This window comes from Actinospineispora spinosispora DSM 44797 (assembly GCF_000429025.1).
Lineage (GTDB): Bacteria > Actinomycetota > Actinomycetes > Mycobacteriales > Pseudonocardiaceae > Pseudonocardia > Pseudonocardia spinosispora.
Window position 1 is genome coordinate 285,869 of record NZ_AUBB01000021.1, and the last position, 12,404, is coordinate 298,272.

Genomic DNA, 12,404 nt, shown 5'->3' on the forward strand with positions numbered 1-12,404 from the left:
TCACGGACGCGTCGGCGAGGTCAGGCGGGTTCGGACCGCGAGCCCGGCGCAGGCGATGACGGCGACTCCGCCGAGGACCGTCGGCCAGGTGATCTGTTCGCGCAGGAACAGTCCCGCCCAGCAGATGCTCAGCACGGGCTGGACCAGCTGAACCTGGCTGACCTGGGCCATCGGACCGATCGCCAGCCCGTGGTACCACGCGAAGAAGCCGAGGAACATGCTGACGACGCCCAGATAGGCGAACGAGGCCCATTCGACCGGGGTGCCCGTGGGTGGATGCTGGACGGTCGCCACTCCGGCCAGAGCGAGCATCACCGGCGCGGAGACAACGAGGGCCCAGGAGACCGTCTGCCACGGCCCGAGCTCACGGGCGAGCAGGCCGCCCTCCGCATAGCCGATGGCGGCCGCGACGACCGCCCCGAACAGCAGCAGGTCGGAGCGGTGCAGCCCGTGGAGCCCGCCGCCCTGCACCGCCGCGAAGGCCACGGCGACGACTGACCCCACGATCGCCATGATCCAGAACCGGCTCGAGACGTGCTCCCGTCCCCGAAGCACCGCCGTCACGGCCGTCGCCGCGGGGAGCAGCGCGATCACGACGGCTCCGTGGCTCGCCGGGGCGCTGGTGAGCGCGAACGAGGTCAGCAGCGGAAAGCCCACGACCACACCGGCGGCGACCACGGCGAGCCGGGTCCACTGGACACCGCGCGGGCGCCGTTGCCGGGTGATCGCCAGGGCCGAAGCCGCCAGGACCGAGGCGATGACCGCTCGCCCCGAGCCGATGAACAGCGGCGACAACCCACCGCTCTGAACCGCGATGCGAGTGAACGGGACGGTGAAGGAGAACGCGCCGACTCCGAGCAGCCCCCACAGGAGACCGGAATGCGTCCGCGATAGCACCGGCGACGCGGTGAGAGTAGCGCTACTATGTGCTGTCATGTCCGACGATAGCAGTTCGCGCATCGTGGCAGGCCTCCGTGACTGGGTCGACGCAGCCCCGCCTGGCGCGAAGCTGCCGTCGACCCGGACCCTGGTCGCGCGGTACGGGGCGAGCCCGGTCACCGTCCAGAAGGCCTTGCGCACCCTGACCTCGCAGGGGACGGTCGAGACCCGGCCGGGCGTGGGGACCTTCGTCCGTACCGTCCGGGTGGCGCGCCCGAACGACCACGAGTGGCAGACGGCCGCCCTCGGCTCGGTGCGCAACCACATGCCGCAGCTGTCCACAGCGCTGCGCACGACCCCGAACGACGTGATCGCGCTGCACTCCGGCTACCCGGACCGCGGGCTGCTGCCCGAGCGTCTGGTCCGTTCGGCGTTCGTCCGCGCCGCGCGTGGTGAGGCCGCCGTCGACCGCCCGCCCAGCGCGGGCCTGCCCGACCTTCAGGCCTGGTTCGCCGCTGAGCTGGGCTCCACCACTCCGAGCGGTGTCTCGCCACCCGCGCCGAGCGACGTGGTGATCTTCCCCGGTAGCCAGAGCGCGCTGAGCACGACGTTCCGCGCGATCGTCGGGACGGGCGGTCCGCTGCTGATGGAATCACCGACCTACTGGGGTGCGATCCTGGCGGCGGCCCAGGTCGGGGTGGAGATCGTCCCCGTACCCAGTGGTGTCCACGGCCCCGACCCGGACGACGTGGCGCGAGCCTTCGCCCGGACCGGGGCGCGGGCGTTCTACGTCCAGCCGAACTTCGCCAACCCCACGGGCGGCCAGTGGTCACCGGCACTGATCGATCAGGTGCTGGAGACGGCCCGTCGGCACGGTGCCTTCGTGGTCGAGGACGACTGGGCGCACGACTTCGGCATCACCGACGACCCCGTGCCGATGGCCGCGCGCAGCGACACCGGCCATGTGATCTACCTGCGCTCGTTGACCAAGAGCGTGTCACCCGCCGTGCGCATCGCCGGTCTTGTCGTCAGGGGGCCGGCTCGCAGGCGGATCCTGGCTGATGCCCAGGCGGTGTCCATGTACGTCAGCGGCGTGCTCCAGGCCGCCGCGCTCGACGTCGTCACCCAGCCGGCGTGGCGTACCTATCGGCGAGGTCTGCGCCACCAGCTGGCCGCGCGCCGCGACCTGCTCATCGGCGCCCTCCGCGACCATGCCCCGGCGCTGCACCTCGACGCCGTGCCCCGGGGAGGGCTGCACCTCTGGGTCCGCCTGCCGGATGCCATCGACCTGGCCGTCTTCGCGCGGGACTGCGAGGCGGCGGGAGTGGTCGTCGCGCCCGGCAACGAGTGGTTCCCCGCCGAACCCGCTGGCCCGTACATCCGGCTCAACTACTCCGGCTCGAACCCGGGTGCCTATCCGGACGCGGCACGCATCATCGGCGAGACCCTTGCGCGACATCCCGGCTGAGCCCGGGGTCGTCCGGCTCGCCCAGCACCGCCCGCAGAGCGGGCAGGACGGCGTCTAGATCCTTCGTGGTGCGGAAGGCGACGATCGCTCCCTCGGCCGATGACGGTTGCGCGAATGACTCCAGAGCCGCCGCGATCGCCGTTTCGAACTCGGCCTCGGGACGGTCGGTCATGCCGCGCAGCCACCGGCGCAGCACGTAGTTGTGAGCGGTCACCACGGCGGCCGCCATCAGCTCGGCGCGCAGCGCGGCGTTCTCGCCACCACCCAGCCAGGTGTGGATGTACTCGCGGAACACGCGCTGGTACTGCAGGGTGCCGGCGATCTCCCGGTCGCGCAGCGCGGGCACGCTTCGGGTCAGCCGGTACCGGGCGAGTGCCAGGTCGCCTTCGCCGAGGTAGTGCAGCAGTACGAGCCGGGCCGCCTCACGGACCGCGACGAGCGCCGTGTGCGGCGTCGAGGCGGCGAGACGGGTCCGGATGGCATCCAGCACGGCGTCGTGGTCGGGGAAGATGACCTCTTCCTTCGACCGGTACGCGCGGAAGAACGTGGTCCGCCCGACGCCCGCGCGCTCGGTGATGTCGTCGACCGTCGTGGCCTCGTAGCCGCGTTCGTCGAACAGCGCGAACGCCGCCTCGCTGAGGCGTGCCTTGGTGCCGTGCTGCGGCATGGGTGCTCCTCGACTCTCTCGGCGTGACCCTATGTCGTCGGTGACGGGGCGGTCGGTGACGCTTGCTCTCCGCGATGGTACGCAGTACCGTACACTGGAACGCAGTACCTATCGGAGAGGTTGTGGCTATCGATGCAGCGCGTCGGCGTTGTCGGATGCGGGCTCATGGGTGCGGGGATCGCGGAGGTGTCCGCCCGTGCCGAATGCGACGTGGTCGTCGTCGAGGCCGATCAGAAGGCGGTGGACGCCGGCCTGGAGCGACTGACGAAGTCCCTCGGTCGCGCCGAGGCCAAGGGCAAGATCACCAGCGCCCAGGACGTGCTGACCCGGATCCGGGTCGTGACCGAGCTCGAGGAGCTCGCCGACCGCGACCTGGTGATCGAGGCCATCGCCGAGAACGAGACCGCCAAGGTGGGTCTGTTCAAGCGCCTGGACGCGATCGTGGAGTCGACCGACGCGGTGCTGGCGTCCAACACCTCGTCGATCCCGATCATGAAGCTGGCCGTGGCGACCAACCGTCCGACCCAGGTGCTCGGCGTGCACTTCTTCAACCCGGTGCCCGTGCTGTCGCTGGTCGAGCTGGTGCCGAGCCTGCTGACCGCGCCCGCGACGACCAGCAAGGTCCGGAGTTTCGTCGAGGACACCCTCGGCAAGCACACGATCGACTGTCAGGACCGCGCCGGGTTCATCGTCAACGCCTTGCTGATCCCGTTCGTGCTCTCGGCCATCCGGATGTTCGAGTCCGGATTCGCCACCGCGGAGGACATCGACCAGGGCCTGATCCGGGGTGCCGCTCACCCACAGGGCCCGCTGGCGCTGGCCGACCTGATCGGCCTGGACACCACGAAGGCGGTCGCCGAGTCGCTGTACGAGGAGTTCAAGGAGCCGCTCTACGCGCCACCGCCGCTGCTCGCCCGCATGGTCGAGGCGGGGCTGCTCGGCCGTAAGACCGGCCGCGGCTTCTACACCTACAACTGACACCGGAGGACACCTGTGAACAACACCGACTTCGACCTGTTCCGTCTCTCCGAGGACCACGAGGCGATCCGCGAGGCGGTGCGGGCGGTGAGCGAGGACAAGATCGCGCCGTACGCGGCGGAGGTCGACGAGAAGGCGGCGTTCCCGCAGGCCGCCTACGAGGCGCTCGTCGCGTCGGACTTCCACGCGCCGCACGTGCCGGAGCAGTACGGCGGCGCGGGCGCGGACGCGCTGGCGACGTGCATCGTCATCGAGGAGATCGCCAGGGTGTGCGCCTCGTCGTCGCTCATCCCCGCGGTCAACAAGCTGGGCAGCATGCCGGTGCTCCTCGGTGGCTCCGAGGAGATCAAGTCGAAGTACCTGCCGCCGCTGGCGCGTGGTGAGGGCGGGTTCTCCTACGGTCTCTCCGAGCGCGAGGCCGGCTCCGACACCGCCGCGATGAAGTGCCGGGCCACTCCCGACGGCGACGACTGGATTCTGAACGGCCACAAGGCGTGGATCACGAACGCCGGGGTGTCGGAGTTCTACACGGTACTTGCCGTGACCGACCCGAACGGTGCCCGCGGCTCGAACATCAGCGCTTTCGTGGTGGAGAAGTCCGACGAGGGGTTCGGCTTCGGTGCTCCGGAACGCAAGCTCGGCATCAAGGGCTCACCGACGCGCGAGCTGCACTTCGACAACGTCCGGATCCCGGGCGATCGGATGATCGGGAAGCCGGGCGAGGGCCTCAAGATCGCGCTGCGCACCCTCGACCACACCCGGGTGACGATCGGTGCTCAGGCGGTGGGCATCGCACAGGGCGCGCTCGACGCCGCGCTGGACTACGTCAAGGAACGCCGGCAGTTCGGCAAGGCGATCGCGGAGTTCCAGGGCATGCAGTTCATGCTCGCGGACATGGCCATGGCGGTCGAGACGGCCCGGCAGATGGTCTACGTGGCGGCGTCGAAGTCCGAGCGTGGTGACGCCGACCTGCCGTTCTTCGGCGCGGCCGCCAAGTGCTACGCCTCGGACGTCGCGATGAAGGTCACCACCGATGCGGTCCAGGCACTGGGCGGCGCCGGTTACACGCGGGACTTCCCGGTCGAGCGGATGATGCGCGACGCCAAGATCACCCAGATCTACGAGGGCACCAACCAGGTCCAGCGGATGGTCATCGCCCGCAACCTCCTGAAGCGCTAGCCAACCGCCCCGCCCCGCCCAGCCACCCGCCCCGAGTGGCACGAATGTGGCTTTAGGGACGTTCAACGTCCCTAAAGCCACATTCGTGCCGTTGGGGGTGCGTATGTGGATCAGAGGTCCAGTAGGAGGTGCGGGGTGTGGGCGCGGGAGACGCAGGGGTACATGCGTCCGGCGGGGGCGCCTATGTCGTCGCGGTGTTCTGGTTCGCCGTCGAGGACCACCACCTCGCAGCTTCCGCAGACCCCTTCGCGGCAGCCGGGGGGCACGGGATGTCCCGCGTGGATCAACGCGTCGAGCAGTGACTCGTCGGTGTCGACCGCCACCGTGTCTCCCGACCGGACACACGTCACCTCGAAGGGTGTGTTCGGCGCGAAAGTTCTGGTCAGCGGACGGAAGCGTTCGATGTGCAGACGGTCGGCCGGGAACGTGGCCTCCACCGAGGCGACCATCGACGCCGGACCGCAGCAGTACACGAGAGCGTCCGGTGACAGGCGTGACGCGAGAGCTGTGAGGTCCGGCCGCCCCTCGGTCTCGGTGGCGATGATCCGTGCTCCGGACCCGTAGCCGGCCCTCAGCTCGTCGACAAACGGCATGGTCGACAACGATCTGCCCAGGTACACGACTGTGGCCGTCGCACCGGACTCGACCGCGCCGCGCAGCATGGGCAGGATCGGCGTGATGCCGATACCGCCGGCCAGGAACAGGTACTCCGGCGCGGGCAGGCGCGGGAAGTGGTTGCGCGGCAGGGAGACGTCGAGGCCTCGTCCCGGGGCGAGGAACAGGTGGATGTACTCGGAACCGCCTCGGCTGAGCGGCTCGTGGCGGACCGCGATGCGGTAGCTGTCCCGATCGGCGGGATCTCCGCACAGCGAGTACTGCCTGGTCAGCCAGTTGGGTAGCGCGAGGTCGATGTGCGCGCCCGGTTCCCAGGGCGCGAGTGGAGCAGTCGCGCCGCGCAGGACGAGGGACACGACGTCCTCGGCGATCCGGTCCACGCGGTCGAGGATGGTGTGTTGCACGGGATCACCTTCGTGTGCGGTCAGTACAGCTTCCGGTACGCGGATTCGAGGCTGCGGTCGAGCTCCTCCGGAGACATGTCGAGCCCGAGCTGGCTGGTGACGATCTCGCCCGGTGACGGAAGCGCGGCCGCCAGAGCCTGGCTGGCCGGGTCCCACAGCCGGGACCGCAGTAGTGCCCGTCCGCAGTGGAAGTAGACCTCGGTGACCTCGACGATCAGCGCCAGGTCCGGTGTGCTGGCCTCGGCCTGCATCCGGGCGAGTACGTCGGGTTCATCGGTCGGGTAGGCGTGGCCGTTGAGGCGCAACGTCTCCCGGACGCCGGGCACGAGGAACAGCAGCCCGACTCCGTCGTTCTCGGCGATGTTGCGGAACGAGTCGGCGATCTTGTTGCCGGCGCGGTCCGGAATCGCGACCGTGTGGGGGTCGAGCACCTTCACGAAACCCGGATAGTCGCCCCGGGGCGAGCAGTCGGCCCGCCCGGCCGCGTCGGCGGTAGCCAGGGTCAGGAACGGCGAATGAGCGATGAAGCGGTGGGCGTGCTCGTCGACATGGTCGAGGATCTTCTCCGTCACGAGCCCCTCCGGCTCCCCGAGACGAGCGCGGACCTCGCTCGCCGGTACCCGCCGGGGGCGTGTGCGGGCATGCGTCATGAACGTCTCCTTGCTGATGAGGTGAGGTGTGTGTCGCCGCCTGCGTCCTGGACGTCTAGTCGTTGCAGGTCATGGCACTATTACGAGCAATCATTCGCTTTCTTGGCTACTCGCTTTCGAGCCCGTCCACCGGAGCGCTCATGACGTCGGACAAACGCAGGCTTCAACCACGTAGACAGCCTCGCCAGGTTCGTTCCGAGCTCACCCGGCGCCGCATCCTGACGGCGGCGGCTCAGGTTTTCGCCGAGCACGGCTACGCCGCGGGCACCACGAACCGGATCGCGGAGCGGGCGCGGATCTCGGTCGGGTCGCTGTACCAGTACTACCCGAACAAGGACGCGATCCTGCTGGAGCTCCTGACCCGGCATCTCGACGCGGGACTCGTCGCGATCGGGGAGCGGCAGCGTTCCGAGCTGCCCGGTCCGCTGGAGGAGATCCTTCGGCTCTTCGTCCGCGCGGCGATCGAGAACCACCTGGACGACCCGCAGCTCCTGCGCGTGATGATGGAGCAGGGTCCACGCTCCGACGAGCTCCTGGCGAAGGTCGCGAGGAGCATGGGGATGTTCGTCAGCTACATCCAGGACCTGCTCGACGGTCACCCGGAGGTCCGGGTCACCGACACGCACACCGCGGCGAGGCTCGTGGTCTCGACCGTCGAGCTGGTCGTGCACCAGCTGATCGCGGCGCCCGACCCGATCGACGTCACCCGCCTCGAGAACGAGCTGGTGGCGATGCTGACGAGCTATCTCACGAGTGCTCGAGCCCCGGTGACGTGACGATCGCGCGGCTCATTCCTTCGAGCGAGTCGGCGAAGGCGTCCAGCGCACCCCGGGCGAGCTCGGAGTTCCGGTCGACCAGCCAGCCGAGCACGAGGCCGTCGATCATGTTCATCAGCATCCTGGTCAGGATCGGCAGCGGCAGGGTCCACTCGACGGCGGCGCGTGCCGCGATGTCGCGCAAGCGTTGCGCGCTGCGTTCGTAGTAGACCTCGTACTGCCACCGTGCCAGTTCCTCCAGCCCTTCGGTGCGCAGCGCATGGTGGGTCAGCTCGTAGGTGACCTGCTGCTTGCCGGGTTCACGCTCGACGACGTCCCACAGCGCACGGAGTTCCGCGCGGGCCAGCACCGCGACACCGGCGCCCTCCGTCGCGCTCGGCAACCAGTCGCCCGCCAGCTCGTTGATGATCGAGATCAGCACCTCACGGAGCAGCTCCTGCTTGGAGTCGAAGCAGTAGTGCACACTCGCCAGGCTCGCCCCGGCCTCCGCCGCGACGGCGCGGGTCGTGGTCGCGGCCACCCCGTCGCGCGCCGCGACCCGCACCGCGGCCTCGATGAGCAGCTCACGCCTGACCTTGGCCCGTACCCGCGCCACGCTGTCGCCACCCTCTGTCGTTCTCGATCCACTCCGGCTGTCGCTCATGAGCTAACCACTAACCGATGACCGGACGGTGCGAGCTTACGACAAAAGTGGGTCACCTGACTCAGACCATTGACTCAGAACCGGTTCTATGGCCACCCTGAGTGGCGTGGCTCATAGCGAACAGGCAAGTGCCGAATCGGGCGAGTTCGGGTACCGACAGGAGCTGCGCCGGGTGTTGCGCCTGTTCGCGGTGTTCTCGGTCGCGTTCTCGGTCGTCTCGATCACCACCGGAATCTTCCTGAACTATGCCTTCGGGATCACCCATCTCGGTCCGGCGAGCATCTGGCTGTGGCCCATCGCGGCCGTGGGGCAGACCCTGGTCGCGCTGATCCTGGCCGAGCTCTCGACCCGGATCCCACTAGCCGGCGCGAACTACCAGTGGGCCGCGCGGCTGGTCGGACCGCGCTACGGGTACGTGGTCGGAGCACTGGGCATCATGTACAGCGCGGTCGGGATGCCCGGGATCCTGCTGCTCGGCGCCGCCCCGCTGCTGGTCACCGCGCTGGGCGGCGACCCGTCGGACAGCTCGTTGCTGTTCGCCGTCGCCGTGGTGCTGATCGTCATCGCGTTCGGCGTCAACATCGTGAGCGTGCAGCTCGCGGCCAGGGTCAACAACGTCGCGGTGGTCACCGAGATCATCGGCACCGTGGTGCTCGCACTGCTGCTGTTCGGGTTGTTCGTCGGTCACGCCAAGCCGGTCGGTCACGGGTTCGGCATCCTCGGCGAGTACACCAAGCTGCCCGGCCAGTCGCTGTTCTACGGGATCGTGCTCGCCTCGCTCATCGGCGTGTACACCCTCGTCGGGTTCGAGGCCGCGGCGGACATGGGCGAGGAGACGGTGGATGCGCGCCGCACGATCCCGAGAGCGATCCTGCTGTCGGTGATCGTCTCTGGGGTCCTCGGCATGATCACGTTGATCGGGTTCACGGTCGCCATCCCGGACCCTGCCACGATCGCCTCCTCGGAGGTGCCGCTCGCGGAGATCAGCACGTACTGGCTGGGTCACGGTCTGACATCCGCATTCTTGCTGGTCGTGGTCTTCTCCATGGTCGCGCTGACCGTCGTCGCCGCGGCCGCGAGCGCTCGGCTGATCTATGCCATGGCGAGGGACAACATGCTCCCGGCGTCGGGCCTGTTGCGGGGCGTGAGCGCCGGACGCAGGACCCCGGTGCCCGCACTGGTCATCTCACTGGTGATCTGCCTGGCACTGATGACGTACGGCTACCTCAACGGCAACGCGTTCGGCACCCTGGTCGGGGCAACCGCGCTGATTCCCTATGTGGTCTATCTACTGACCGTGATCGCCTACGGCATGCGCCGGCATCGGCTCGATCGGCTGCCGGGGGCGTTCCACCTGGGCCGGTGGGCGACCCCGGTGTTCGTGCTGGCTCTCGTCTGGCTGCTCGCCGCGCTCGCGGTGCTGGTCCTGCCCAGTGAGTTCCGCGATGCGCTGTGGGTCACCCTGGGCGGACTGGCGCTGGCCGCGGTCTGGTACTTCGTCGGGCTGCGCGGCAGGCTGCGGGACGGTGCCGCCGGCCCGCCCCGGCTGCCCGACGCGGCGGTCCGTCAGACACCGAACGTCGTCGAGGGGGAACGCAGATGAGCGGGGCGAACCGACAGCAGTGGCGTAACTGGGCGGGCAACCAGCGTGCGACGCCGGTGCAGGTGGCCCGACCCCGGAGCGTGGGGGAGCTGTCCGCGCTGGTCGAGACCGCGTCCCGGGTCGGGAGCAGGGTCAAGGCGATCGGTTCCGGGCATTCGTTCACCGGCATCGGACTGACCGACGGGGTACAGGTCGAGCTGTCCGGTATGGCCGGGCTGCGGGCGCTGGACACCTCGACCGGGCTGGTGACCGTGGACGCGGGGCTTCCGCTGTACCGGTTGAACCGGATGCTGGCGGATGCCGGGCTCGCGTTGAGCAACCTCGGAGACATCGATCGGCAGACCGTCGCGGGTGCCCTGTCCACCGGCACCCACGGCACCGGACGCAACCTCGGCGGCCTGGCCACGCAGGTCCGCGCGCTCGAGCTGGTGCTCGCCGACGGCTCGGTGGTGCAGTGCGACCCGACCCGGGACCCCGAGCTGTTCAGTGCCGCGCGGGTCGGGCTCGGAGCGCTCGGACTGGTCACCTCGGTGACCTTGGCGGCCGAGCCCGCGTTCGTGCTGCACGCCGCCGAGCGTCCGATGCCGCTCGGGCGGGTGCTCGGGGAGCTGGACGAGCTGGTCGCGACCAACGACCACTTCGAGTTCTACTGGTTCCCGCACACCGAGAAGACGTTGACCAAGCGGAACAACCGGCTCGCCGAGGGGCAACGTCCGCGGCCCATCGGCCGCCCGCGTGCCTTCATCGAGGACGATGTGATCGGCAACGGCGCTTTCCGGCTGACCTGTGAGCTGGGCAAGGCCGTACCGTCGCTGGTGCCCAGGATCAACCGGTTCGCCGCGCGGTTCATGGGGGACCGGGAGTACTCCGACGCCTCGCACCGGGTGTTCTGCTCTCCCCGACGGGTTCGGTTCGTCGAGATGGAGTACGCGGTGCCCAGAGAGGCCGTGCGCGACGCGATCGCGGGTGTCCGGCGGGTGACCGAGCTGCCCGGCATGAGGGTGTCGTTCCCGATCGAGGTGCGGTTCACCGCGCCGGACGACATCCCGCTGTCGACCGCGAGTGGCCGGGACTCGGCCTACCTGGCGGTACACATGTTCGCCGGTCAGCCCTACCAGCGGTACTTCGCGGAGGTCGAGGCCGTGATGAGCGGGCTGGACGGTCGACCGCACTGGGGCAAGATGCACACGTGCGACGCGGACACGCTGCGCACCCGGTACCCACGCTTCGACGAGTTCCTGGCGGTACGCAAGCGGGTCGACCCGGGAGGCCTGTTCGGCAACGACTACCTGGACCGGGTCCTCGGTCCGGCGGACGGGGGCAGTTGATGGCGGACCTGGGGACGGTCGCGGGGCTGACGACACCGGCGCTGCTGGTGGAGGACACCCTGCTGGAGGCGAACCTGGCCACGATGTCCGCCGCCTTACCCGGTGACCGGCTGCGGCCGCACGTCAAGGCGCACAAGTGCACCGCCCTCGCGGCACGCCAGCACGCGGCAGGCCATCACGGTTTCACCTGCGCCACCGTGCGCGAGGTCGAGGGCATGGTGGCCGCGGGGCTCGGCGATGACCTGTTGCTCGCCAACGAGGTGCTGGACATGAGGCGTCTCGGCGCGCTGGTTGCGGAGGGTGCCAGGGTGACCGCGGCCGTGGACTCCTCACAGACGATCGCGGCCGCCGTGGACGGCGGGGTCCGTGAGGTCGTCATCGACGTCAACGTCGGCCTTCCCCGCTGCGGATGCCCACCGGAGAAGGCCGGTGACCTGGCCGCATCGGCACGCGAGCGGGGACTGGCGGTGCGCGGCGTCATGGGCTACGAGGGCCATCTGATGATGGTGACCCCGGAGGCCGAGCGCACACGGCTCACCGAGGAGGCGATGAAGCTCCTGCTCGCGGCACACGCGGAGGTGGGCGGTGATCTGGTGTCCGCTGGCGGCACCGGCACCCACGCGGTCAACACCTGGGCGAGCGAGATCCAGGCCGGTTCCTACGCGCTGATGGACACCGCGTACGGATCGCTCGGGCTGCCTTTCGCCCAGGCCCTGTCCGTGCTGGGCACGGTGATCTCGGTGTCCGAGGGGTGGGCGGTCGCCGACGTCGGACTGAAGTCGTTGGGTATGGACCACGGGAACCCGACGATCGAGGGCGCCTCGGTCTGGTACTGCTCCGACGAGCACATCACGTTCGCTCCGAGCACTCCCGGCTCGGTGCATGTCGGTGATCGGGTGCGGGTCCTGCCCGCGCACGTCGACCCGACGGTCGCGCTGCACGAGGCGATGTATCTGGCCAGCGGTGATCGGGTGCTGGAGCGCTGGCCTGTCGACCTGCGTGGGTGGTGACGCTCTCTTGTGCTGAGCCGGGGGCATGGGGGTGTCTTGAGAGGTGCATCCCCGCTGGCTTTCAGTGTGCTTGGCGTGGCCGCCCGCTCTCAACCCCCGGCTGGCGCCGGCCTCGCGCTCGTTCCTGGTTGCACGGGTTCGGGGGCGAGGTTTCAGGGTTGACAGCGGGCGGCCACGCCAAGTGCTTAGCCAGGATCGCGGGGA

12 protein-coding genes are annotated in these 12,404 nt (G+C 69.4%); 7 read left to right on the forward strand and 5 right to left on the reverse strand.

Annotated features, from left to right (window positions below):
• A complete protein-coding gene (locus G406_RS0109830; protein ID WP_037075811.1) occupies nt 1-897 on the reverse strand; it encodes a DMT family transporter in 897 nt (298 codons plus the stop codon).
• Between the two features lie 37 nt (nt 898-934).
• Between G406_RS0109830 and G406_RS0109835 the strand changes: the two genes are divergently transcribed.
• Nucleotides 935-2,347 (forward strand): aminotransferase-like domain-containing protein, encoded by a 1,413-nt coding sequence (locus G406_RS0109835; RefSeq protein ID WP_028933693.1) that lies wholly within the window; start codon nt 935-937, stop codon nt 2,345-2,347.
• Here G406_RS0109835 and G406_RS45885 read toward each other — a convergent pair.
• Complete coding sequence (locus G406_RS45885) at nt 2,313-3,014, reverse strand: TetR/AcrR family transcriptional regulator (RefSeq protein ID WP_051341879.1); 702 nt, start codon at nt 3,012-3,014, stop codon at nt 2,313-2,315. The two genes, G406_RS0109835 and G406_RS45885, sit on opposite strands and share 35 nt — an antisense overlap.
• Before the next feature lie 132 nt (nt 3,015-3,146).
• Here G406_RS45885 and G406_RS0109845 point away from each other — a divergent pair, with 132 nt between their 5' ends.
• Both G406_RS0109845 and G406_RS0109850 read left to right on the forward strand, forming a co-directional pair.
• Nucleotides 3,147-3,992, forward strand: coding sequence for a 3-hydroxybutyryl-CoA dehydrogenase (locus tag G406_RS0109845; RefSeq protein WP_028933694.1), 846 nt, complete (start codon nt 3,147-3,149; stop codon nt 3,990-3,992).
• A gap of 15 nt (nt 3,993-4,007) precedes the next feature.
• Complete coding sequence (locus G406_RS0109850) at nt 4,008-5,171, forward strand: acyl-CoA dehydrogenase family protein (RefSeq protein WP_028933695.1); 1,164 nt, start codon at nt 4,008-4,010, stop codon at nt 5,169-5,171.
• A 110-nt stretch (nt 5,172-5,281) separates the two neighbouring features.
• Here the strand turns inward: G406_RS0109850 and G406_RS0109855 are convergent, their stop codons facing one another.
• Nucleotides 5,282-6,190, reverse strand: a complete 909-nt coding sequence (locus G406_RS0109855) for a PDR/VanB family oxidoreductase (protein WP_028933696.1) — start codon at nt 6,188-6,190, stop codon at nt 5,282-5,284.
• A gap of 20 nt (nt 6,191-6,210) precedes the next feature.
• Complete coding sequence (locus tag G406_RS0109860) at nt 6,211-6,840, reverse strand: MSMEG_1061 family FMN-dependent PPOX-type flavoprotein (RefSeq protein WP_028933697.1); 630 nt, start codon at nt 6,838-6,840, stop codon at nt 6,211-6,213.
• Nucleotides 6,841-6,980: 140 nt separating this feature from the next.
• Here G406_RS0109860 and G406_RS0109865 point away from each other — a divergent pair, with 140 nt between their 5' ends.
• Nucleotides 6,981-7,616: a TetR/AcrR family transcriptional regulator gene (locus tag G406_RS0109865; RefSeq protein WP_028933698.1), complete on the forward strand. Its 636-nt coding sequence runs from the start codon at nt 6,981-6,983 to the stop codon at nt 7,614-7,616.
• On the opposite strand, the gene G406_RS0109870 is transcribed toward G406_RS0109865, so the two are convergent.
• The gene (locus tag G406_RS0109870; protein ID WP_028933699.1) at nt 7,588-8,211 is read right to left on the reverse strand and encodes a TetR/AcrR family transcriptional regulator; all 624 of its coding nucleotides are present in this window, start codon (nt 8,209-8,211) and stop codon (nt 7,588-7,590) included. The genes G406_RS0109865 and G406_RS0109870 overlap by 29 nt on opposite strands.
• Nucleotides 8,212-8,365: 154 nt before the next feature.
• On the opposite strand from G406_RS0109870, the gene G406_RS0109875 reads away from it, so the two are divergent.
• The 3 genes from G406_RS0109875 to G406_RS0109885 are packed head-to-tail and all read left to right on the forward strand — an operon-like array spanning nt 8,366 to nt 12,200.
• Nucleotides 8,366-9,862 (forward strand): APC family permease, encoded by a 1,497-nt coding sequence (locus G406_RS0109875; protein WP_169736667.1) that lies wholly within the window; start codon nt 8,366-8,368, stop codon nt 9,860-9,862.
• Nucleotides 9,859-11,190, forward strand: coding sequence for a D-arabinono-1,4-lactone oxidase (locus G406_RS0109880; RefSeq protein ID WP_028933701.1), 1,332 nt, complete (start codon nt 9,859-9,861; stop codon nt 11,188-11,190). Before G406_RS0109875 ends, G406_RS0109880 begins: the two co-directional genes overlap by 4 nt.
• A complete protein-coding gene (locus G406_RS0109885; RefSeq protein ID WP_028933702.1) occupies nt 11,190-12,200 on the forward strand; it encodes an alanine racemase in 1,011 nt (336 codons plus the stop codon). The genes G406_RS0109880 and G406_RS0109885 overlap by 1 nt, the downstream gene beginning before the upstream one ends.
• Nucleotides 12,201-12,404 lie beyond the last annotated feature (204 nt).